Genomic DNA, 21,160 nt, shown 5'->3' with positions numbered 1-21,160 from the left:
AGGCGTGAGTACTTCAACTGATCTTCGCATCGCCGACGCGCTGCTCCTCGACGAGGACGCCCAGGACCTGCTCTTCCGCGAGGCCCGCACCGCCAACGCCTTCACGGACGAGCCCGTCACGGACGAGCAGCTCGCCGCGATCTTCGAGCTCGTCAAGTGGGCGCCCACGGCGATGAACACCCAGCCGCTGCGCGTCGTCGTGGTCCGCTCCGCCGAGGCGAAGGAGCGACTCCTGCCGCACATGGCCGAGGGCAACCGGGCGAAGACGGCGGCCGCCCCCGCGACCGCCCTCCTCGCGGCGGACATCGACTTCCACGAGGAGCTGCCGCGCACGTTCCCGCACAACCCCGGTGCGCGGGACATGCTCGCCGGCGACGAGGCGTCGCGCGCCCGCATGGCCGAGCTCAACGCCGGCCTGCAGGTGGGCTACGCGATCATCGGCATCCGGGCCGCCGGGCTGGCCGCCGGACCGATGACCGGCTTCGACGCCGAGGCGGTCTCCCGCGAGTTCTTCCCGGACGGGCGCCACCGCGTCCTGGTCGCGGTCAACATCGGCAAGCCCGCCGAGAACGCCTTCCGGGACCGCCTGCCGCGCCTGCCCTTCGACGAGGTCGTCTCGGCCCTCTGAGCCCCACGATCGTCGCGTGGCCGGGCCCGGCCCATCGGGCCGTTCCCGGCCACGCGGCGAACCTCGCTCTCACGGCCGGCGGCCGCCGCCTGCCGGCCCCCTACCGGGCGGCGAACACCTTCGGCCGCGCGTACTCCGCCGGGGTGCGCAGCACCCACGCCCCGCCCTCGACGGCGCGGGCCGGCACACCCAGGCAGACGCTGCCGCGCACCGTCTCCCCCGGCGGGATCTTGCCGCGCCCGAAGACCGCCTCCCGCGTCGGGCACACTCCGCCGGCGTCGCCGTTGTACTCCACCCCGTCCGGGCCGAGGTACCCGACGAGGAGATCCAGGCCCGGGTCCGCCGGCGCCGCGCCGTCGTTGGTGACGGTCACCTGCGCCTCCAGCACGCGCTCTCCCCGCCCCGGCGAGGAGAGTCCGTCCGCGGCGGCGAACTCGCGCAGGTCCGTGCGCCGGACGGCGACCTCCCAGGTCCCGACCCGGGCGGGCTGGCCCAGCCGGACCCGGGCCTCGTCCGTCGCCCCGCCCGTGGTGCCCGGGGGCTGGAGGCGGCCGGTCAGCGGCCCGGCGCCGGGCGCCATGACGTCCGGGCGGCCCTCGGCGCCGAGCACGGCCCCCTCGGGGGGCCGGGTGGCCGAGGTGCGCGGGTGCTGCCCCTGGGTGGGCCAGACGGCGATGATCCCGAGGACGAGCGCCGCGGTGGCGAGGATGGCCACGGCGCCGACGACCGCCATCGCCCCCAGGCCGCCGACGGCGTCGCCGCCGGGGGTGCGGCGTGCGGGGTGCAGCCGAGCGAGGAAACGGCGGAGGGAGTGGACGGGCGCTGTGCGAGGCAGCAGCTGCTCCCCCATAACCGTGCCCCTCCCGACGGCGGTCCTGACCGGGCGGCGCGCCCGACGTTCTTCAGGTACAACATTGGCCGCGATGCCGCGCTCGTGCACGCGCAACGCCGCGACGATGTCCCCTCAGTCCACGCTGAGCGCGCGGCGGCGGTTCTCCAGCTCCATCAGGGCCGCGAACACGTCGGCGTAGGCCGGGTCGTTCGGGTCGGTGCGCTGCAGCCGTCCCTTGACGTCGGCGATCTCGCGGGTCAGGCCCATCCGGATCAGGGCCACGAGCACGCCGCGGGCGTAGCCGGACAGCGCCTCGGGCCGGTCCTCCGGCAGCGGGGCCACGGCCAGCTCGGTGATCACGCCGGCCACCGGGCCGACGGCGTTCTCGCGGACCTGCTCGGCCCACCAGCCCGCCGCGTGCCGGGCGGCGTCCCCGCCGGGGTGCTGGGCCGCGTAGCGCTCGACCTCCTGGCCGTACGCGAGGGTGCCCCCCGCGGCGCGGATGGCGTCGTGCACCCCCCGGTAGGCCGGGACGGTGAAGGTGTCCGGGGCGAGGTCGTCGAAGCCGGCGCCGAGGGCGTGCTGGGGCAGCTGGAGGACCACCTCGAGCACCTGCCGCTCGAGGCGGGCGACCGGGTCCTCCCGGGGCGGGCGCTGGCCGCCGGGCATCGTGCCCGGCGCGGTCGCACGGTCCGGGTAGCCGCGGTCCTGGAAGGAGGGGCGGCCGCCGTCCCGGAAGCCGCCGTCGCGCCCGCCCGGGCCGTCCCGGAAGCCACCCTCGCGGCCGCGGAACCCGCCGTCGCGCCCGGCCCGGCCCGGTGCCCCGCCCCGAGCCGCCTGCCGGCCGTCCCAGCGGCCCTCGGGGCGGCCGCCCGGGGCGCCCTGACGGCGCCCGCCGAACCCCCCGCCGGGACCGCCGTCGGGCGGGGGCGGCGTGAGGTCGACCCGCCCCTGGGCCCGCTCCGCGGCGTGGACGGCGCTGCGCACGGTCGGCTCGTCCATGCCCAGCCACCCGGCGAGCTCGCGGGTGTACTCCCAGCGCAGCGCCTGGTCGCGGATGCCGGCGACCACGGGCGCGGCCGCGCGCAGGGCGGCCACCCGGCCCTCCGCCGTCGCCAGGTCGAGCTGGCCCAGGACCGACCGGATCGCGAAGGCGAACAGCGGCTGCCGGCCGGCGATGAGCTCGCGCACCGCGGCGTCGCCGCGCTGCAGGCGCAGGTCGCACGGGTCCAGCCCGTCGGGCCCGACGGCGACGAACGTCTGGGACGCGAAGCGCTGGTCCTCCTCGAAGGCGCGCAGCGCGGCCTTCTGCCCGGCGGCGTCGCCGTCGAAGGTGAAGATCACCTCGCCGCCCCGGGTGGCGCCGGAGGCGAAGATCACCCCGGCGGCGACGTCGGCGGTGTCACCCAGCAGGCGGCGGACGATCTTGACGTGGTCGGTGCCGAACGCCGTCCCGCACGTGGCCACGGCGGTGCCGACGCCCGCCAGGTGGGCGGCCATGACGTCGGTGTAGCCCTCGACGACGACGACGCGCCGCTCCTTGGCGATGGTGCGCTTGGCCAGGTCCAGGCCGTAGAGCACGTGCGACTTCTTGTAGATCGGCGTCTCGGGGGTGTTGAGGTACTTGGGCCCCTGGTCGTCGTCATAGAGGCGGCGGGCGCCGAAGCCGACCGTCTCCCCGGTGATGTCGCGGATCGGCCAGACGAGGCGGCCGCGGAAGCGGTCGTAGATCCCCCGGTTGCCCTGCGAGACGAGCCCGGAGGCGGTCAGCTCGGCCTCGGTGAAACCGCGCCCGCGCAGGTGGCGCAGCAGGTGGTCCCAGCCCTTGGGGGCGTAGCCGACGCCGAAGGTCGCCGCGGCCTGGCGGTCGAAGCCGCGCTCGGCGAGGAACCGGCGCCCGGCCTCGCCCTCGGGGCTGTCCAGCTGGCCGGCGAAGAACTCCTCGGCGACGCGGTGGGCGTCGACGAGGCGCTGGCGCCGCCCCGGTTCCTCCCGGGGCCGGCCCGTGCCGCCGTCCTCGTATCGCAGCTGGACGCCGACCTTCCCGGCCAGCATCTCCACCGCCTCGGTGAAGGACAGGTGGTCGATCTTCTGCACGAAGGAGATGACGTCGCCGCCCTCGTCGCAGCCGAAGCAGTGCCACAGGCCGAGCTGGGGGCGGACGTGGAAGGAGGCGGTGCGCTCGTCGTGGAAGGGGCACAGGCCCTTCATCGAGCCCACGCCGGCGGACTTGAGGGTGACGTAGGTGCCGACGATCTCCTCGATCCGGGCGCGCTCGCGGACCGCGTCGATGTCCTCGCGTCGGATCAGGCCTGCCATGGCGTCAGTGTAGGTGGCGATACCGACGCACCCGGGCGCGTGTCCCCGGGGGTGGCGCAACCCATGACGCCTCGTGACGGACTTGACGTCTCGCGCACTACTTGACGTCTCGCCGGCGGGGCGGGGCGTCAGAAGACCTCCGAGAGCATCCCGCGCAGGCGGGCGTGCCACTGGTTCGCCGAGGTGTCGGTGAGCGAGGCCACCTGGTCGACGACCACCCGCAGCCGCGCGGCGTCCTCGGCCGCGGCGCGGAAGTCACCGACGAAGGGCGGCTCGAGGTGCCGGTCGCCGGTCTCCAGCAGCGCGTCGACCAGGTCGAAGATGATGGTGCGCTGGGCCAGGTACAGCGGCTCGAGCTCGCGCGGGGCCATGACGTACAGGGCCGCGACGCCCTTGAGCACGACGATCTCGGCCAGCGTCTCCGGCGGCACGACCAGGTCGGCGGCGTAGCGGGTGAGCCGCCCCTCGCCGTAGGTCGCGCGGGTGGCGGCCTCGGCCGCGCCGCAGAACCGGCCGATGAGCTGGCTCGTCATGTTCTTGATGCCGGCCAGGTCGCGCCGCGAGCCGTCGAAGGCGGGCATCCAGATCGGCAGGCCCACCAGCCGGTCGAGGGCCGCCCCGAGGGTGTCGTCGTCGACCGGCGGGTCGTACCAGGCCCGCACCTGGCCGACCACGCGCTCCTGCTCCCCGGCCCGGCGCAGCCGCGCCAGGTCCACCCGGCCGCCGACGATGGCGTCCTCGACGTCGTGCACGCTGTAGGCGATGTCGTCGGCGAGGTCCATGACCTGCGCCTCGAGGCAGCGCCGCCCGGCCGGGGCCCCCTCGCGCAGCCAGTCGAAGACCGGCAGGTCATCCTCGTAGACGCCGAACTTGGGCGTCGGGGTGCCGTCGGCGCGGGGTGGCCCGTCGCCGCGGCGCCACGGGTACTTGGTGGCCGCGTCCAGGCTCGCGCGGGTGAGGTTGAGGCCGGCGCTGGTGCCGTCCTCGCCGACGGTCTTCGGCTCCAGCCGGGTCAGCAGCCGCAGGGTCTGGGCGTTGCCCTCGAACCCGCCGATCCCCGCCGCGACCTCGTCCAGCGCCCGCTCGCCGTTGTGGCCGAAGGGTGGGTGGCCCAGGTCGTGGGAGAGGCACGCGGCGTCGACGACGTCGGGATCGCAGCCCAGCGCCTTGCCGAGCTCGCGACCCACCTGGGCGACCTCGAGCGAGTGGGTCAGCCGGGTGCGGACGAAGTCGTCGCTGGTCGGGCCCAGCACCTGAGTCTTGGCGCCCAGGCGGCGCAGCGCCGAGGAGTGCAGCACCCGCGCCCGGTCCCGCTCGAAGGCCGTCCGCCGGGGGTTCTTCGCCGGCTCGGACCAGCGGCGCTCGCGATCGCGGCGGGTGTAGGCCTCGGGGCGGCGGGGCTCGGCGGAGGCGTGAGCCCGGACGCCATGATCGAGGGCTGACGACTCCTGGGGCACGCCAGGAGCCTACGGGATGGCGGGTGCGCCGGCGGCGCGTGGTCCACAATGGCGCCGTGACGGACCACGAGACGACGGCGCAGGCGACGCCCGGCGAGCAGGCGCCCGACCGGCGGGCGCCCCGGCTCGGCGACGTCACCACGACCACCGTGGTCCACCGCAGCACCCGGCGGCCCACCGCCTGGTGGCAGCACGCCGTCGTCCTCCAGGTGCGCGGCGAGGCGGACCTGGCCGGCCTGGAGGCGCTGACGGCGGAGATCTCGCACGTGGCGCGGCTGGGCGCTGACGCCATCGAGGTGCACTGCCCGGGCCTGGACCCCGGCACCGAGCCGGCGCGCGGGGTCGTCGAGGCGTTCGTGCGCCGCGCCCACCAGCGCGGCATCAAGGTCCTCGTCGCCCTGGCCGGCACCGACGCCCCGCCGCAGACCGACGCCGCCGCCTGGCACCTCGCCCGGTGCACCGCGTGGCTGCACCGGGGCATCGACGGCATCGACCTCATCTCCGCGACCCGCCCGGTGCCCCCGCTCGGCCCGCACAGCCACGCGGGCATCGAGCTCGGTGCGCTGCACGCGCTCATCGCCGAGCACGGCGAGGACGTCATCCTCACCGGCGGCGGCACCGCCCGGGACCGCGCCGCCCTGGCCGCCCACCTGCACGAGGACTGGCTCCACGTCACCCGCGACGACCGCCTCGTCGTCACCCCGTGGCGCCCGCAGGCGCTGCGGGCCGCGATCACCGACGCCTACACGCTGCGCGACCCGGTCGGGGCGCCGGCGGGCTGGACGCTGGCGACCGCGGCGCTGTCCGCCCCCGCCGAGTGGGGCGACCTCGACGCCGCCGCCCTGGAGCGCCGCCACGACGCGGCCGCGGCGCTCATGCTCGCCCTGCCCGGCACCGCCTACCTGCACCTGGGCGAGGCGGTGGGCCTGCGCCAGGCGGGCGACGTCGCCGCGGCCGTGCGGGCGACCGCCGCGGCGGTCGCCGCGCAGAAGGGCCGGGCCGACTCCCGCTTCGAGCGCTACCGCCGCGGGCTGCGCCTGCGCGACGAGCTGCGGCTGGGCACCGGGCCGGTGGGCTGGATCGACGCCCCTGCGGGCACGCTGGCCTTCCTCAACCGCGAGGTGCTCGTGCTGGTCAACCTCGGCGTCGAGGCGGTGGTCGTCCCCGCCGAGCGGGAGATCCTCCACGCCAGCGCGGACCTGCCCGCGCCGGTGGGCGGGGAGGCGACGGTGCCGCCGGACACCACGGTGTGGCTGGCGATGTCCTGAGCGCGGCCGGTGACGGGGAGGGCGCTCAGCCCTTGACCGACCCGGTCGTCAGCCCCCCGACGATGAAGCGCTGGAGGAGCTGGAACAGCACGAGCACCGGCAGCGCGGAGATGACCGCGCCGGCGGCGAACAGCCCCCAGTTCGCCTCGAGGAGCTCCGAGACCCACCCGTACAGCCCCACCGCCAAGGTCCAGTTGCGCTCGGACTGCAGCACCACCCGGGCGATGATGAACTCGTTGAGGGTGAAGATGAACGACAGCAGGCCCACGATGGCCAGCATCGGCGCCACGAGCCGCAGCACGATCGTCCAGTAGATCTGGGCGTGGCTGGCGCCGTCGATCCGCGCTGCCTCGTCGAGCTCCTTGGGGACGGTGTTGAAGAACCCGTACATGAGGAAGGTGTTCACGCCCATCGCCCCGGCCAGGTAGACGCAGATCAGCGCGAGCTTGCTGTTCAGCCCGAGGATCGGCACGACGTTCCCGAGCCCGAGCAGCAGCAGGAAGATCGCGATGAAGGCGAGCATCTGCGGGAACATCTGGATGACGAGCATCGCCGTGAGGCCGGCTCGCCGGCCGGTGAACCGGAAGCGGGAGAAGGCGTAGGCCGCCGCGGCGCCCATGAGCACGGTGCCGACCGCCGTCGTCCCGCCGATGAACAGGGTGTTGAGCATCCACGTCCAGAACGGCGAGTCGTTGAGGGCGGCGTAGTTGCCCAGGCTCACCTCCTCGAAGAGGGCGTTGGACCCGGTCAGCGTGCCGCCCTCGCTCAGCGACGCCGAGAGGACGTAGACCAGCGGGAAGGCGGCGAAGACGACGGCGAGGACGCCGACGACGTGGCGCCAGCCGATCTCGGAGAACCAGCGGCGCCGGCCCATGCGGTTCGCGGCGGGGTGGCCCGGGGCGCGGCCGGCGGTGCGGTCGGCGGCGCGGGCGAGGTCGGTGGCCATGTCAGTTGTACTCCTCGAGCTTGCGCGTCTGCCGGAACGCGAGGGCGGAGATCAGGCCGACGATGAGGAAGATGACGATCGACAGCGCGCTGGCCAGCCCGTAGTTCTTCGGGGCCGAACCGTCCACGCCGGAGACCGAGTACACCATCGAGATGAGGATGTCGGTGTGCCCCAGGGGCACGGAGGCGTCGGCGAAGCGCGGCCCCCCGCCGGTGAGCATGTAGATCAGGCTGAAGTTGTTGAAGTTGAAGGCGAAGGAGGAGATGAGCAGCGGCGCGGTGGAGACCAGCAGCAGCGGCAGGGTGATCCGGCGCCAGGTGGTGAACCGGCCGGCGCCGTCGATCGCGGCGGCCTCCATGACGTCGGCCGGGATCGACTGCAGCGCGCCGGTGCAGATGAGGAACATGTAGGGGAAGCCCACCCACAGGTTGACCAGCAGCACCGCCGCCTTCGCCAGCCACGGGTCGGTCAGCCACGGGACGTCGGCGCCGCCGAGCAGCACCTGGTTGACGAACCCGAACCGCTCGTTGAGCATCCCGCGGAACATCAGGAAGGCGAGGAAGGAGGGGAAGGCGTACGGCAGGATCAGCAGGGTCCGGTAGAGCCGCCGCCCGCGCACCCGCCCGTCGTTGAGCACGATGGCCAGGAAGAGCCCGAGGAGGAAGGTGCTGACGACGGAGAGCAGCGCCAGCGCGAAGTTCCACACCAGGATCTTCACGAACGGCTGGGCGTACCGCTCGTCGCCGAACGCGGTCACGAAGTTCTCGAACCCGACGACGACGCGCCACCCCACCGGCAGCACCGAGCCGTCCGCGGCCTCGAACTGGCCCTCGTCGTTGGGCCGGTAGACGGTCCCGGTGGCCGTGTCCGTCATGGTGTCGGCGGCCTCGTCGTACTCCAGGGTGGAGAGGTAGACGTACCCGTTGCGCGCGTCCTGGGTGCGGACCGACCCGTCGGCCGGGTCGTCGGAGACCGGCACCCGCAGGGCGGTCACGTCGGCCTGCCGCCGCAGGATCTCCTGCCGGTCCAGCACCTGGTAGCCCGGCACCGCGGTGACGGTCCCGTCGGCCGTCGTGGCGTCGTGGACGGTCTCGAGCGGGGCGTCCGCGCTGCCCACGCGCACCTCGCCGTCCCGGGTGACGACGGCGAAGGCGAGCTGCTCGCCGTCGGCCAGGACGGTCAGCGGGTAGGCGTCGGAGCCCTCCACCCGGCGCTCGTTCTGGACGAGCAGCGCCTCGACGGCGTGGGCCTTGGTGGAGTTGTGCCCGTCGCCGTAGTTGGTGAAGGCGACGTAGGCGGTGTAGACGGCGACGAAGATCTGGAACACCAGCAGGAAGGCCAGGCCCGGCAGCAGGTACTTGGCCGCGAGCATCCGGCGGCCGAAGTACACGTAGTTGGTGACCAGGAGCAGGCCCACCATCGCCCAGAGGATCCCGTAGGACTCCTGCGCCCAGGCGGCCAGCACCACGTAGACGCCCAGCGCGTCGACGAGGCCCACGAGGAACAGCTTCACGAGGAAGCCCGGCGCGAAGTTCCGCGCGTGGGAGAGCGGGCCGCGCCGGTCGGGCCGCCACCGGCGGCGCGGGATGGTGGGCAGGGGCTGGGGGGTCATCGGTCCTCCGTCGGGCCGCGGCGTCGCGGCCGGCCAGGGTGGCGCCGACGTCGCCGCCCGGAGGGGCGGCGGGGCGCCGGCAGCGGGGTGCGGCGAGGGCGTGCGGCCGCCAGGCCGCACGCCCTCGGGTCGGTCAGGCGCCGAGCGCGCCCTGGATGTCGGCGACCATCTTCTCCCAGGCCGCGACGGGCTCCTGGGCGCCGCTGACGATGGCGGCCTCGGTCACGCCCCAGAACTCCCACACCGAGCCCATCTCGGGGATGGACGGCATCGGCAGGGCGTCGGCGCCGACGTCCCGGAACCCGGCGGTGACGGGGTTCTCGGACGCGGCGTCGGCCGCGGCGATCAGGGCGGGCGGGCGGTCGCCGGCCTCGTAGAGGGCCAGCTGCGCCTCCTCGGTGGCCATGTAGTTGACGAGGAAGTCGTTGGCGAGCAGGGAGTTGTCGCTCTGGGCGTTGACGTAGAAGCCGGCGACGCCGACGAACGGCTGGGCGGGCTGGCCGCCGGCGCTCGGGATGGGGTCGATGGCCAGGTCGAGGTCCTTGAAGCTGGCGATCATCCACGGCCCGCCGACGATGAACGGCGACTCGCCCTTGGCGAAGGCCTCGACGGCGATGTCGTAGGTGATGGCCGGGTCGAGCACGCCCGCGGCGCCCTGCGCGGCGAGGAACTGCGCGAAGGCGTTGCCCGCCTCGCCGCCCAGCGCCAGCTCGGGCTTGTACGTGCCGTCGTCGTTCTGGGTGAACACCGGGGCGCCGAAGGAGGTCTGCAGGGGGTACATCGTGTACGGGTCCCCCTCCTCGCCCATCTGCAGCAGGATCGGGTAGGTGGTGCCCGCGGCCTTGCCGGCCGCGACGGCGTCGTCCCAGGTCGCCGGCGCCTCCGCGGCGAGGGCGGTGTTGCGGATGAGGGCGATGTTCTCGACGGCGTAGGGCAGGCCGTACACCTGGCCGTCCTTGCTGAACGCCTCCACGGCCACCGGCTCGAACTCCGCGGCCTTGTCGCCCAGCTCGATCGGGGCGGCCACGCCGTTCGCGGTGAGCTCCCCGAGCCAGTCGTGGGCGCCGACGGTGATGTCCGGGCCCTTGCCGGTGGGCACCTGGGCGTTGAAGTCGGCGCGGATGTCGTCGAAGTTCTTGAGGACGGTCTCGACGCTGGCGCCGGTCTCCTCCTCGAACTTCGCCGCGGCGGCCTCCACGGCCGGCTGGCGCGTCTCGTCGACCCAGATGGTCAGGGAGCCGCCGTCGGCGGCGGCGCTGGTCTCCTCCGCGGCCGGGCTGGCGGAGGAGTCGTCGGTGGAGCCGCCCGAGCAGGCGGCCAGGGCCAGGGTCGCACCGACCGCGGCCACGAGGGTGATGCTTCGTCGCATCTTCAGCTCCTGTAAGAGAATGTTGTCCGTTTCATCCGCGAAATGCCCCGTCAACGCTGCTCAAGGGCAATTTCGGATGGGTTCGACAGTAGAAGAGTGGTGGCGCCGGTGCAACCACTTGCAGTAACTTTCAGGCATCAGTTTCCATCGTGCGCAGGGACGCGCACACCCGAGCAAGAAGTAGGACCAGGATGCAAGGGCGCACCAGGCTCACCGACGTCGCCGAGCAGGCCGGCGTCAGCACCGCGACTGTCTCGCGCGTGCTCAACGGCAAGCCCGGCGTGGCCGCCGAGACCCGCCGGGCGGTGCTCGCCGCGCTGGACCTGCTCGGCTACGAGCGCCCCGACAAGCTCGGCGCGCGCTCGGCCGGCCTGGTCGGCCTCGTGGTGCCCGAGCTGTCCAACCCGGTGTTCCCGGCCTTCGCGCAGGCGGTGGAGTCGATGCTCGCCATCGACGGCTACACGCCGCTGCTGTGCACGCAGTCCCCCGGCGGGACCACCGAGGACGCCTACGTCGAGATGCTCCTCGAGCACGGCGTCGACGGCATCGTGTTCGTCTCCGGGCTGCACGCCGACACCCACGCCGACCCCTCCCGGTACCTGCGGCTGCGGGAGCGCGGGCTGCCGTTCGTGCTGCTCAACGGGCACAACCCGGCCATCGACGCGCCGTCGTTCTCCACCGACGACCGCGGCAGCATGGACCTCGCCGTGCGCCACCTCGCCTCCCAGGGCCACCGCACGGTCGGGCTGGCCGTCGGGCCGGACCGGTTCGTGCCGGCCCAGCGCAAGCGCGACGGGTTCCGCGAGGCCATGGCGACCTACCTCGAGGTCGCCGACCCGGCCGTGGTGACCACCCTGTTCACCGTCGAGGGCGGGCTCAGCGCCGGCTCGATGCTCCTCGACGCCGGGTGCACCGCCGTCATCTGCGGCTCGGACCTGATGGCGCTCGGCGTGGTCCGGGCGGCCCGCTCGCGCGGGCTGCGGGTGCCGGAGGACCTGTCCGTGGTCGGCTACGACGACTCGGCGCTCATCGCCTTCACCGACCCGCCGCTGACCACCATCCGCCAGCCGGTCGGCGCGATGTGCCAGGCGGCCGTGACCACGCTGGTGGCCGAGATCGGCGGGGAGGCGGTGCCGCGCAGCGACCTGCTGTTCGTGCCCGAGCTCATCGTGCGCGGGTCCACGGCGGCGGCGCCCGGACTCACCGGCACGCTGATCTGAGCGGCGCGGCGCCCGCCTGGACACCCGGTCGCCGCCCGACATAGCGTGCGAAGCGGACAGCGGCGACGTCGCGTACCCAGGGTGGCCGGAGCGGTCAGGGGCATTCGCGGGGTACCGGAGGCCGTGCCCGACCCGCGGGTTGCCGGCCCGGTGGGCCGGTCGCGTCGCGCGGCCGGCGGACCACTCCCGCCGGGCCACACGCCGCCCCTGCACGACCGCGCGCCACCCGGCACGCCTGCACGACCGCGCGCCACCCGGCGCGCCCCGCGCCGCCCGGCGCACCGACCACCGCACCACCCGTGTCTCCGCCGACCGCGCCACACGTGCGCCCGACCCGCCTGGAGAACCGTGACCGTCGAGACCACCGCCACCAGCACCCTCGTCCACCCCGCCACCGCCGACGCTCAGTGGTGGCGACAGGCGGTGATCTACCAGGTCTACCCGCGCTCGTTCGCCGACTTCGACGGTGACGGCATGGGCGACCTGCGGGGCATCACGGCCCGGCTGGACCACCTGGCGCGCCTGGGCGTCGACGCCCTGTGGCTCTCGCCGTTCTACCGCTCGCCCCAGGCCGACGGCGGCTACGACGTGGCCGACTACCGCGACGTCGATCCCCGCTTCGGAACCCTGGCCGACGCCGACGCGCTGCTCGCCCGCGCCCACCAGCTCGGCCTGCGGGTGATCGTCGACCTCGTCCCCAACCACACCTCGGACCAGCACGCCTGGTTCCGCCAGGCCCTCGCCGCCGGCCCGGGCAGCCCCGAGCGGGCGCGCTACGTGTTCCGCGAGGGCCTCGGCGAGACCGGCGAGGAGCCGCCGAACAACTGGGAGTCGGTCTTCGGCGGTCCGGCGTGGACGCGGGTGTGCGACCGCCCCGACGCCGCCGGCTCGGCCTGGGCCGGCGACGGGCAGTGGTACCTCCACCTCTTCGACGCGGCCCAGCCGGACCTCAGCTGGGAGAACCCCGAGGTGCACGCCGAGTTCGAGGACGTGCTGCGGTTCTGGCTCGACCGCGGCGTCGACGGCTTCCGCGTGGACGTCGCCCACGGCCTGGTCAAGGCCCAGGGCCTGCCCGACTGGTCCGGCCGCGTCACGATGGTCGAGGGCGCCGACGACGACGCCCCGGCCGCCTCCGCCCACGAGGGCACCCGGCCGCCGATGTTCGACCAGGACGGGGTCCACGAGATCTACCGCGCCTGGCGGCGGGTGGTCGACGAGTACCCCGACGAGCGCATCCTCGTCGCCGAGGCGTGGGTCGACCCGCTCGAGCGCCTCGCCCGCTACGTCCGGGCCGACGAGATGCACCAGGCGTTCAACTTCGCCTTCCTCGTCTCGCGGTGGCACGCCGAGGAGCTGCGTGAGGTGGTCGAGGCCTCCTTCGCCGCCAACGACGCCGTCGGCGCCCCGACCACCTGGGTGGTGTCCAACCACGACGTCGTGCGCCACGCCTCCCGGCTGGGGCTGGAGGCCACCGGCAAGGGCCCCAACGGCATCGGCGCCGAGGACCCGCAGCCCGACGCCGAGCTCGGGCTGCGCCGCGCCCGCGCCGCGACGCTGCTCATGCTCGGCCTGCCCGGCTCGGCCTACCTCTACCAGGGCGAGGAGCTGGGCCTGCCCGAGCACACCGCGCTGCCCGACGACGCCCGTCAGGACCCCGCCTTCTTCCGCACCCAGGGCGCCGAGAAGGGCCGCGACGGGTGCCGGGTGCCGCTGCCCTGGGAGGCGGACGCCCCCGCGTACGGCTTCTCCCCCACCGGCGCCGCCTGGCTGCCGCAGCCGGCGGACTGGGCGCGCTACGCCGTCGACGCCCAGACCGGACGGGCGGGCTCGACCCTGGAGCTGTACCGCGCGGCCCTGCGGCTACGCCGCGAGCTCGGCCTGGCGCTGGGCTCGCTCGCCTGGGCGCCGGGCCTCGGGCCCGACGTCGTCGCGTTCGTCAACGGCCCGGCCGACGGCGCCCGCGGGGACGTCGTCGTGGTGACCAACCTCGGCGCGACGCCGGCGCGGCTGCCGGCCGGCCACCGCGTGCTCGTGGCCAGCGGCGAGCTGGTCGAGGACGGCGGCGCCACGCTCGTGCCCACGGACACCACCGTGTGGCTCACCCGCTGACCCCTCCCCCGTGAGACGTCAAGTTGGCATCGAGACGTCAAGTTGGCGTCGAGACGTCACGTGCGTCGCGAGACGTCAAGCTGGCGTCGAGATGTCACGTGCGTCGTGAGACGTCAAGTTTTCCTCCGAAGATGATGTGGAGAACTTGACGTCTCGCCGGGGGCGGTCGGGGTCAGCCTCCCGAGACCGACAGCTCGGCCTCGGCGAGCATGGCCCGCAGCCCGGCGTCCATGTCGCGGCTGGTGAGCCACCCGTCGGGCAGGTGCGGCTGCTTCGCGCTGCCCGCCCGCCCGCGCGGGCCCTCGGCGCCGGCGCCGGGATAGGGCTGGGCGAGGTCGAGGGCGGCCAGGCGGTCGTCGAGCTCGGCGAGCGAGGAGACCATGCCGAGGTCGTGACGGGTGGGCCCGCCCACGACGTAGCCCTTGAGGTACCAGGCCATGTGCTTGCGCATCTCGCGCAGCGCCCGCCCCTCCTCGCCGAAGTGCTCGACCATGAGCTCGGCGTGGCGGCGGATGACGGCGGCGACCTCCGCCAGGCCGGGCCGGACCCGGACGTCGGAGCCGTGCCCGGCGGCGACGAGGTCGGTGAACAGCCACGGCCGGCCCTGGCAGCCGCGGCCGACGACGACGCCGTCGCAGCCCGTCTGCGTCATGAGCTCCTCGGCGTCCTCGGCGGACCAGATGTCGCCGTTGCCCAGCACCGGGATGGTCGTCACGGCCTCCTTGAGGCGGGCGATGTGCTCCCACCGGGCCTGGCCGGAGTAGTGCTGGGCGACCGTGCGGGCGTGCAGGGCGACCGCGGCGACGCCCGCGCGCTCGGCGAGCCGGCCGGCGTCGAGGTAGGTGAGGTGGTCGTCGTCGATGCCCATGCGCATCTTGACGGTCACCGGCACCTCGTGGTCGCGGCCCGCGGAGGCGTCGCGGGCGGCGGCGACGGCGTCGGTGACGATGGCGTCGAACAGGTCCCGCTTCCACGGCAGCGCGCCGCCGCCGCCCTTGCGGGTGACCTTGGGCACCGGGCAGCCGAAGTTGAGGTCGACGTGGTCGGCGCGGTCCTCCGCCACGAGGATGCGGATGGCCGCGGCGATGGTGGCGGGGTCGACGCCATAGAGCTGGACCGAGCGCACCGGCTCGGCCGGGTCGGGCGTGATCATCCGCATCGTCTCGGGGGTGCGCTCGACGAGGGCGCGGGAGGTGATCATCTCCGTGACGTACAGCCCGGCGGGCGCGTGGGTGCCGTTGGCCGGCGCGGCCGTGGGGGCGGTGCCGGTGGCGGCCCGCAGCCCCTCCACCCCCGCCTCGCGGCACAGCTGCCGGAACGGCGGGTTGGTCACCCCGGCCATCGGGGCGAGGACCACCGGGCTCCCCAGGCGCACGGCGCCGATCTGCAGCTCAGTCACCGGGACATTGTCCCCGAGGCGTCCGGAGCGCCCAACCCGGCCGGGGTGTGACCTGCGACCACCATGGCTTTCTGGCCGCGAGCGGGATGGCGATCGCGCCCGGCCGCCGGGTCACGGCTCGACGACGGGAGGCGGCGCCCCGTCGCAGCTGACGCCGTGCGCGGCGGTGACCGCGGAGTCGTCCACGGGCACGCCTCGGGCCACGGTCGTGGTCGGGCCGTTCGTCGCCCGGGCTCCGTGGTCGGCGAGCTCGATGGGCGTGCGGGTCACCTCGAACCTGTCGCCGGTGGCGCTGGTGGCGTTCCACCCGACGAGCTGCAGGCCCTTGCCGACGTCCTCGCAGCTGACGCCCGTGCCGTAGCCGGTGAAGCCGAGGTCGAAGGTGTACTGGTGGCCCTGGACGTTGCGGGTGGGGACGATGGCGCAGTCGACGACGGCGTAGAGCGGCACCGCGCGGCCGGTGTCGAGCAGGATGATCGCCGAGCCGTCGGCGAGCCGCTGGCCCTGCGCCCGGGCGGCCTGAGGCGCCCCGCTGGAGAACTCCACGGAGAACACCGCCCCGGAGTGGGTGCGCACACCCAGGATCCGCGGGACCCCGGCGGAGAGCCACAGGGCGTCCGGCGCGCCGTCGCCGTCGAGGTCGACGGTCGGGGCGGAGGCGGCCCCGTCCGGCACCGCGGCGCCGGTGGCCGCGCAGCCGGTGCCGCCCGGCGGGGCCGCGGCACCGGTGCTGCCCGGCGAGGCCGCGCCGTCTGCACCGGTGCCCGCTGAGGCGGATGGTGCCGGGGCACTGGCGGAGGGCGGCGCCGGGCCGGGCCCGGCCGTCGCCGGCGAGGACTCGCTGGGGGCCGGTTCGTCGGTGCACCCCACCAGGGCGACGGCGGCCAGCAGACCCAGGGCCGCGCGAACGGCGAACCGGCGCGGGCCCGAACCTGAGACAGCCATCGCCCACACCTCCGGAGCCCAGCCGCACGTGCGCGGCCCTGTCCCCGGTGTATCACCTCGTCGGCGCGCCCGCCGACGGATCGGTGCGCGCGTTCGCGCGCACTCGGCCGGCGACCGGTCCGAGGAACCGGCCGCCGGCCGAGGCGCGGGAAGCCTGCTGCCGTCCCGCGGCGACCGGGACAACGCCCCGGCCGCGCCGAGGCGGGTCAGCAGCCGGGCAGGCGCTGAGCGAGGTAGCCGCGCACCTGGTCCAGGCCGATGCGCTCCTGGGCCATGGTGTCGCGCTCACGCACCGTGACGGCCTGGTCCTCGAGGGAGTCGAAGTCGACCGTGATGCAGAACGGGGTGCCGACCTCGTCCTGGCGGCGGTAGCGCCGGCCCACGGCGCCGGCGTCGTCGAACTCGACGTTCCAGTACCCGCGCAGCTCCTGGGCGAGGTCGCGGGCGACCGGCGAGAGGCGCTCGTTGCGCGAGAGCGGCAGGACCGCGGCCTTGACCGGGGCCAGGCGCGGGTCCAGGCGCAGCACGGTGCGCTTGTCCACCCCGCCCTTGGTGTTGGGCGCCTCGTCCTCGGTGTAGGCGTCCACCAGGAAGGCCATGAGCGAGCGGGTCAGGCCCGCGGCCGGCTCGATGACGTAGGGCACCCAGCGCTCGTTCTTGGCCTGGTCGAAGTAGCTCAGGTCCTGACCGGAGTGCTCCGAGTGCGTGGTGAGGTCGAAGTTGGTGCGGTTGGCGATGCCCTCGAGCTCGCCCCACTCGCTGCCCTGGAAGCCGAAGCGGTACTCGATGTCGACGGTGCGGGTGGAGTAGTGGGAGAGCTTCTCCTGCGGGTGCTCGTAGTGGCGCAGGTTCGCGCCGTCGATGCCCAGGTCCGTGTACCACTGCGTGCGGGCGTCGATCCAGTACTGGTGCCACTCCGCGTCCGTGCCGGGCTCGACGAAGAACTCCATCTCCATCTGCTCGAACTCGCGGGTGCGGAAGATGAAGTTGCCCGGGGTGATCTCGTTGCGGAAGGACTTGCCGATCTGGCCGATGCCGAACGGCGGCTTCTTGCGCGCCGAGGTCATGACGTTGGCGAAGTTGACGAAGATGCCCTGTGCGGTCTCCGGGCGCAGGTAGTGCAGCCCGGTCTCGTCCTCGACGGCGCCGAGGAAGGTCTTGAGCATCATGTTGAAGTCGCGCGGCTCGGTCCACTGCCCGCGGGTGCCGCAGTTGGGGCAGGCGATGTCGGCGAGGCCGTTGGCCGGGGCGTGGCCCTTCTTCTCCTCGTACTCCTCCTCCATCTGGTCCGCACGGAAGCGCTTGTGGCAGCTCAGGCACTCGGTGAGCGGGTCGGTGAACACCCCCACGTGGCCGGAGGCCACCCAGACCTGGCGCGGCAGGATGACCGAGGAGTCCAGGCCCACCACGTCGTCACGGGAGGTGACCATGGCGCGCCACCACTGCTTCTTGATGTTTTCCTTGAGCTCGACGCCCAGCGGGCCGTAGTCCCAGGCGGAGCGGGTCCCGCCGTAGATCTCCCCCGAGGGGTAGACGAAGCCCCGCCGCTTGGCGAGGTTGATGACGTTGTCGAGTCGCGAGGGTGCGGCCACGTGTTCACTCCGGTTCATGGTGCGGGCCCGCACCTGGCGGGTGCGGGCATCGGACCCGCGCCTGGCGGGCGCGGGCGACGGGCGGGACGGGCGCGAGTGCGCGGTCCCGCCCACGATGCCCCCACCTAACCATGTTGCCCGGCCCGGGTCAGATCCGGCCCGCCGGTCCCGGGCGGGACGGCGGCCTGTGCGTGGCGGCCCCCACACCTCGCGCAGTTGACGATGGTTCTCATTCGCCCTGAGAATGATCCTCATGAAGCCCTCCCGACGTGCCGCGGCCCTGCTCGCCGCCGCCGGCACGCTCCTCGCCGCGTGCGCCCCGGCGCGGGAGGCCGCCGCCGACACCGGCCCTCTCCAGGTCATGGCCGCGATCTACCCGCTGCAGTACGTCACCGCCCAGGTGGGCGGGGACCACGTGGCGGTCCGCTCCGTCACCCCGCCGGGCGTGGACGCGCACGACCTCGAGCTCTCCCCGTACACCGTCGCCCGCCTCGACTCCGCGGACCTGGTCGTCTACCTCTCCGGCTTCCAGGCCGCCGTCGACGACGCCGTGACGCAGACCAGGCCGACGGCGCTGGACGTGGCCGGCCCGGCGCAGCTGCTGACGCCCGGGGAGGAGGACGCGGCGCACGACGGGCACGGCCACGCCGAGGCGGACGGTGCGCACGACGACCACGCCGAGGCGGACGGTGCGCCCGACGACGACGCCCATGCGGACGCGCAACCGGCCCCTCAGGACGCGGCCGCCCACGACGCCCACGGGCACGACCACGGCGGCGTGGACCCCCACTTCTGGCTCGACCCGCTCCGGCTGGCCGACGTCGGGGTCGCCGTCGCCGACGAGCTGGCCCGCCTCGACCCGGCCCACGCCGCCGACTACCAGGCGAACGCCGCCCGGTTCACCGCCGAGCAGGAGGCGCTCGACGCCGAGTTCACCGCCGGGCTCGCCCACTGCGCCAGCCGCACCATCGTCGTGTCCCACCAGGCCTTCGGCTACCTCGCCGAGCGCTACGACCTCACCCAGGTCCCCGTCGCCGGGCTCGACCCCGAGTCCGAGCCCTCCCCCGCCCGCGTCGCGCAGATCGCCGCGGACATCGAGGCGCACGGCGTGCGGACCATCTTCGCCGAGCCGGGCTTCTCCGCCATCGCGACCACCCTCGCCGAGGACCTCGGCGTCCACGTCGCGCTGCTCGACCCCCTCGACGTCCAGGTCAACACCGACGTGGACTACCGCGCGGCGATGCACCACAACCTCGAGACCCTCCAGGAGGCGCTGCGATGCGCATGACCCGCCACCGCGACGGCGCCGCCGTCGCGGGCCCGCAGACCGACGGCGCCCGCCCGGACGCCGTCCCGCCCGACGACGTCCCCGTCGCCGTCGCGGAGCTGGGCGTCACCCTCGGCACCTCCACCATCCTGCGCGGGGTGTCCTTCACCGTGCGGCGCGGGGAGATCGTCGCGCTGCTCGGGGCGAACGGCTCGGGCAAGTCCACGCTCGTGAAGTCCCTGGTCGGCATCGTGCCGATCACCCGCGGGCACGCCCAGCTGTTCGGGCGGGACGTCACCGCCCGCCACGGCGCGGTGCCCTGGGACCGCATCGGGTACGTGCCCCAGCGGGTCACCTCCGGCGCGGGCGTGCCGGCCACCGCCCTCGAGGTGGTCGTCTCCGGGCTCATCGGCAACCGGCGCCTGCGGCTGCCCCGCGGGGCGCGCCAGCGGGCGCTGGCCGCCCTGGACCAGGTCGGGCTCGCCGACCGGGCCGACGACAGCGTCCAGGTCTTCTCCGGCGGCCAGCACCAGCGCGTGCTCATCGCCCGCGCCCTCGTGCGCGACCCGGACCTGCTCATCCTCGACGAGCCGCTCGCCGGCATCGACAAGCGGTCCAAGGACGCCCTGGCCGCCACCCTCGAGGCGCTGCACGGCCGCGGCACGACGATCCTCGTCGTCCTGCACGAGCTCGGCGAGCTCGGCCCGCTGCTCGAGCGGGCGATCGTGCTGCGGCACGGCCGCGTGGTCCACGACGGCGCCCGCCCCACCCCCGCGGCGGGCCACGACACCCCCGAGCACGACCACGTCCACCCGCACGCGGACGCGGGCCACCGGCCCGCGCACGTGCCCAACCTCCGCGTGGAGCTGTGATGGGCTTCTTCGACACGCTCGTGCTCATGCTGTCCACCCCGCTCATGCAGCGCGCGCTGCTGGTGGCGGTCCTCGTCGGCGTCTCCGCCCCCGTCATGGGCACCTACCTCGTCCAGCGGCGCCTGGCCCTGCTCGGCGACGGCATCGGCCACGTGGCCCTGACCGGCGTCGCCGTCGGCTGGCTCGCGGGCAGCATCGCCGGGCTGACCCCGCGCGACGTCCTCGCCGTGCCGGGGGCGATCGCCGCCGCCGTCGCCGGCGCCGTGCTCATCGAGGTGGTGCGCGCCCGCGGCAAGACGACCGGGGACCTCGCCCTCGCGCTGCTCTTCTACGGCGGCATCGCCGGCGGCGTGCTGATTATCGGCATCGCCGGCGGGACGACGGCGAACCTCAACAGCTACCTGTTCGGCTCCATCTCCACCGTGTCGGTCACGGACGTGTGGCTCACCGTCGGGCTCGCGGTGCTCATCCTCGGCGCCGGCCTCGGCCTGCGCCCGGCGCTGTTCGCCCTGAGCCACGACGAGGAGTACGCCCGGGCCAGCGGGCTGCCGGTGCGCGGGCTGAACATCCTCGTCGCGGTCATGGCCGCGATGACCGTGTCCGTGTCGATGCGGGTGGTCGGGGTGCTGCTGGTCTCGGCGGTGATGATCGTGCCGGTGGCGATCTCCCAGCTCCTGGCCCGCTCCTTCCGGGCCACGATGACCGTGGCGATGGTCATCGGGGCCGTGGTGAGCGTCGTCGGGCTGACCGTGACCTACTTCCTGCCGCTGTCCCCCGGGGCGACGATCGTCGTGCTGGCCGTGCTGACCTACGCCGTCGTCGCCACGCTGCGCCCGGTGCTGGTGCGCGCGCCGCGGGCCGCGGAGCCGCACGTGGACGTGGAGGACGACGTCGAGGTCAAGGAGGCCGTGTGATGTTGAGGATGACGCGCCAGCGCTCGGCGGTGAGCGACCTGCTCGCCCAGACCCAGGACTTCCGCAGCGCCCAGCAGCTGCACGAGATGCTGCGCGAGGGCGGGCAGACGGTGGGGCTGGCCACGGTCTACCGCACGCTGCAGTCGCTGGCCGAGACCGGCGAGGTCGACGTGCTGCGCATGGACGACGGCGAGAGCCTGTACCGGCGCTGCGAACGCCAGGAGCACCATCACCACCTCGTGTGCCGCTCGTGCGGGCGCACGGTGGAGGTGGGCGGCGAGGCCGTGGAACGCTGGGCGGCACGCATGGCGCGCGAGCACGGCTTCGTCGCGGTCGACCACACCGCCGAGCTGTTCGGCACCTGCGCGGCGTGCGCCGCGCAGGAGTACCAGAGCTGAGGGCGGGCGGGGC

Annotated in this window: 17 protein-coding genes; 8 read left to right on the top strand and 9 right to left on the bottom strand. The window is 74.4% G+C overall.

Annotated elements, in window-relative coordinates:
* Positions 1 to 4 precede the first annotated feature (4 nt).
* Complete coding sequence (locus tag GD970_RS01595) at positions 5 to 628, top strand: malonic semialdehyde reductase (protein WP_226925068.1); 624 nt, start codon at positions 5 to 7, stop codon at positions 626 to 628.
* Positions 629 to 728: 100 nt separating this feature from the next.
* On the opposite strand, the gene GD970_RS01590 is transcribed toward GD970_RS01595, so the two are convergent.
* The 3 genes from GD970_RS01590 to GD970_RS01580 form a co-directional block, all read right to left on the bottom strand.
* Positions 729 to 1,478 carry a DUF4352 domain-containing protein gene (locus GD970_RS01590; RefSeq protein WP_152199964.1) on the bottom strand — a complete coding sequence of 250 codons (750 nt, stop codon included), beginning with the start codon at positions 1,476 to 1,478 and terminating at the stop codon, positions 729 to 731.
* A gap of 114 nt (positions 1,479 to 1,592) precedes the next feature.
* Positions 1,593 to 3,779, bottom strand: coding sequence for a DNA primase (dnaG, locus tag GD970_RS21445; RefSeq protein WP_193314861.1), 2,187 nt, complete (start codon positions 3,777 to 3,779; stop codon positions 1,593 to 1,595).
* Positions 3,780 to 3,907: 128 nt separating this feature from the next.
* Positions 3,908 to 5,236 carry a deoxyguanosinetriphosphate triphosphohydrolase gene (locus GD970_RS01580; protein ID WP_152199961.1) on the bottom strand — a complete coding sequence of 443 codons (1,329 nt, stop codon included), beginning with the start codon at positions 5,234 to 5,236 and terminating at the stop codon, positions 3,908 to 3,910.
* 56 nt (positions 5,237 to 5,292) lie between these two features.
* Between GD970_RS01580 and GD970_RS01575 the strand changes: the two genes are divergently transcribed.
* The gene (locus GD970_RS01575) at positions 5,293 to 6,504 is read left to right on the top strand and encodes an alpha-amylase family protein (protein WP_152199959.1); all 1,212 of its coding nucleotides are present in this window, start codon (positions 5,293 to 5,295) and stop codon (positions 6,502 to 6,504) included.
* A gap of 25 nt (positions 6,505 to 6,529) precedes the next feature.
* On the opposite strand, the gene GD970_RS01570 is transcribed toward GD970_RS01575, so the two are convergent.
* From GD970_RS01570 to GD970_RS01560, 3 genes are all read right to left on the bottom strand, one after another.
* A complete protein-coding gene (locus GD970_RS01570) occupies positions 6,530 to 7,450 on the bottom strand; it encodes a sugar ABC transporter permease (protein WP_152199956.1) in 921 nt (306 codons plus the stop codon).
* Position 7,451: 1 nt separating this feature from the next.
* The gene (locus GD970_RS01565; protein ID WP_152199954.1) at positions 7,452 to 9,062 is read right to left on the bottom strand and encodes an ABC transporter permease subunit; all 1,611 of its coding nucleotides are present in this window, start codon (positions 9,060 to 9,062) and stop codon (positions 7,452 to 7,454) included.
* A 133-nt stretch (positions 9,063 to 9,195) separates the two neighbouring features.
* Positions 9,196 to 10,431 (bottom strand): sugar ABC transporter substrate-binding protein, encoded by a 1,236-nt coding sequence (locus tag GD970_RS01560; protein ID WP_152199951.1) that lies wholly within the window; start codon positions 10,429 to 10,431, stop codon positions 9,196 to 9,198.
* 191 nt (positions 10,432 to 10,622) lie between these two features.
* Here GD970_RS01560 and GD970_RS01555 point away from each other — a divergent pair, with 191 nt between their 5' ends.
* Both GD970_RS01555 and GD970_RS01550 read left to right on the top strand, forming a co-directional pair.
* On the top strand, positions 10,623 to 11,651 hold the full coding sequence (locus GD970_RS01555) for a LacI family DNA-binding transcriptional regulator (protein WP_152199949.1): 1,029 nt from the start codon (positions 10,623 to 10,625) through the stop codon (positions 11,649 to 11,651).
* Between the two features lie 348 nt (positions 11,652 to 11,999).
* Positions 12,000 to 13,760: a glycoside hydrolase family 13 protein gene (locus GD970_RS01550; RefSeq protein ID WP_226925067.1), complete on the top strand. Its 1,761-nt coding sequence runs from the start codon at positions 12,000 to 12,002 to the stop codon at positions 13,758 to 13,760.
* 172 nt (positions 13,761 to 13,932) lie between these two features.
* On the opposite strand, the gene dusB is transcribed toward GD970_RS01550, so the two are convergent.
* The 3 genes from dusB to GD970_RS01535 all read right to left on the bottom strand — a co-directional run bounded on the left by dusB (position 13,933) and on the right by GD970_RS01535 (position 17,714).
* Positions 13,933 to 15,159: a tRNA dihydrouridine synthase DusB gene (gene dusB, locus GD970_RS01545; RefSeq protein WP_152199946.1), complete on the bottom strand. Its 1,227-nt coding sequence runs from the start codon at positions 15,157 to 15,159 to the stop codon at positions 13,933 to 13,935.
* Between the two features lie 111 nt (positions 15,160 to 15,270).
* Positions 15,271 to 16,104, bottom strand: coding sequence for a hypothetical protein (locus GD970_RS01540; RefSeq protein WP_152199944.1), 834 nt, complete (start codon positions 16,102 to 16,104; stop codon positions 15,271 to 15,273).
* 206 nt (positions 16,105 to 16,310) lie between these two features.
* Positions 16,311 to 17,714, bottom strand: a complete 1,404-nt coding sequence (locus tag GD970_RS01535; RefSeq protein ID WP_193314860.1) for a glycine--tRNA ligase — start codon at positions 17,712 to 17,714, stop codon at positions 16,311 to 16,313.
* Between the two features lie 235 nt (positions 17,715 to 17,949).
* Between GD970_RS01535 and GD970_RS01530 the strand changes: the two genes are divergently transcribed.
* The 4 genes from GD970_RS01530 to GD970_RS01515 are packed head-to-tail and all read left to right on the top strand — an operon-like array spanning position 17,950 to position 21,147.
* Positions 17,950 to 18,984 carry a metal ABC transporter solute-binding protein, Zn/Mn family gene (locus GD970_RS01530; RefSeq protein WP_226925065.1) on the top strand — a complete coding sequence of 345 codons (1,035 nt, stop codon included), beginning with the start codon at positions 17,950 to 17,952 and terminating at the stop codon, positions 18,982 to 18,984.
* Positions 18,981 to 19,835, top strand: coding sequence for a metal ABC transporter ATP-binding protein (locus GD970_RS01525; RefSeq protein WP_152200093.1), 855 nt, complete (start codon positions 18,981 to 18,983; stop codon positions 19,833 to 19,835). Before GD970_RS01530 ends, GD970_RS01525 begins: the two co-directional genes overlap by 4 nt.
* On the top strand, positions 19,835 to 20,749 hold the full coding sequence (locus GD970_RS01520) for a metal ABC transporter permease (protein WP_152199937.1): 915 nt from the start codon (positions 19,835 to 19,837) through the stop codon (positions 20,747 to 20,749). Before GD970_RS01525 ends, GD970_RS01520 begins: the two co-directional genes overlap by 1 nt.
* A complete protein-coding gene (locus tag GD970_RS01515; protein WP_152199935.1) occupies positions 20,749 to 21,147 on the top strand; it encodes a Fur family transcriptional regulator in 399 nt (132 codons plus the stop codon). The genes GD970_RS01520 and GD970_RS01515 overlap by 1 nt, the downstream gene beginning before the upstream one ends.
* Positions 21,148 to 21,160 lie beyond the last annotated feature (13 nt).

This window comes from Georgenia thermotolerans (assembly GCF_009193185.1).
In the GTDB taxonomy this organism is placed as follows: Bacteria; Actinomycetota; Actinomycetes; order Actinomycetales; family Actinomycetaceae; genus Georgenia; species Georgenia thermotolerans.
Note: the sequence above shows the minus strand (reverse complement) of the source record. Positions and strands in the feature narration are given on the sequence as shown.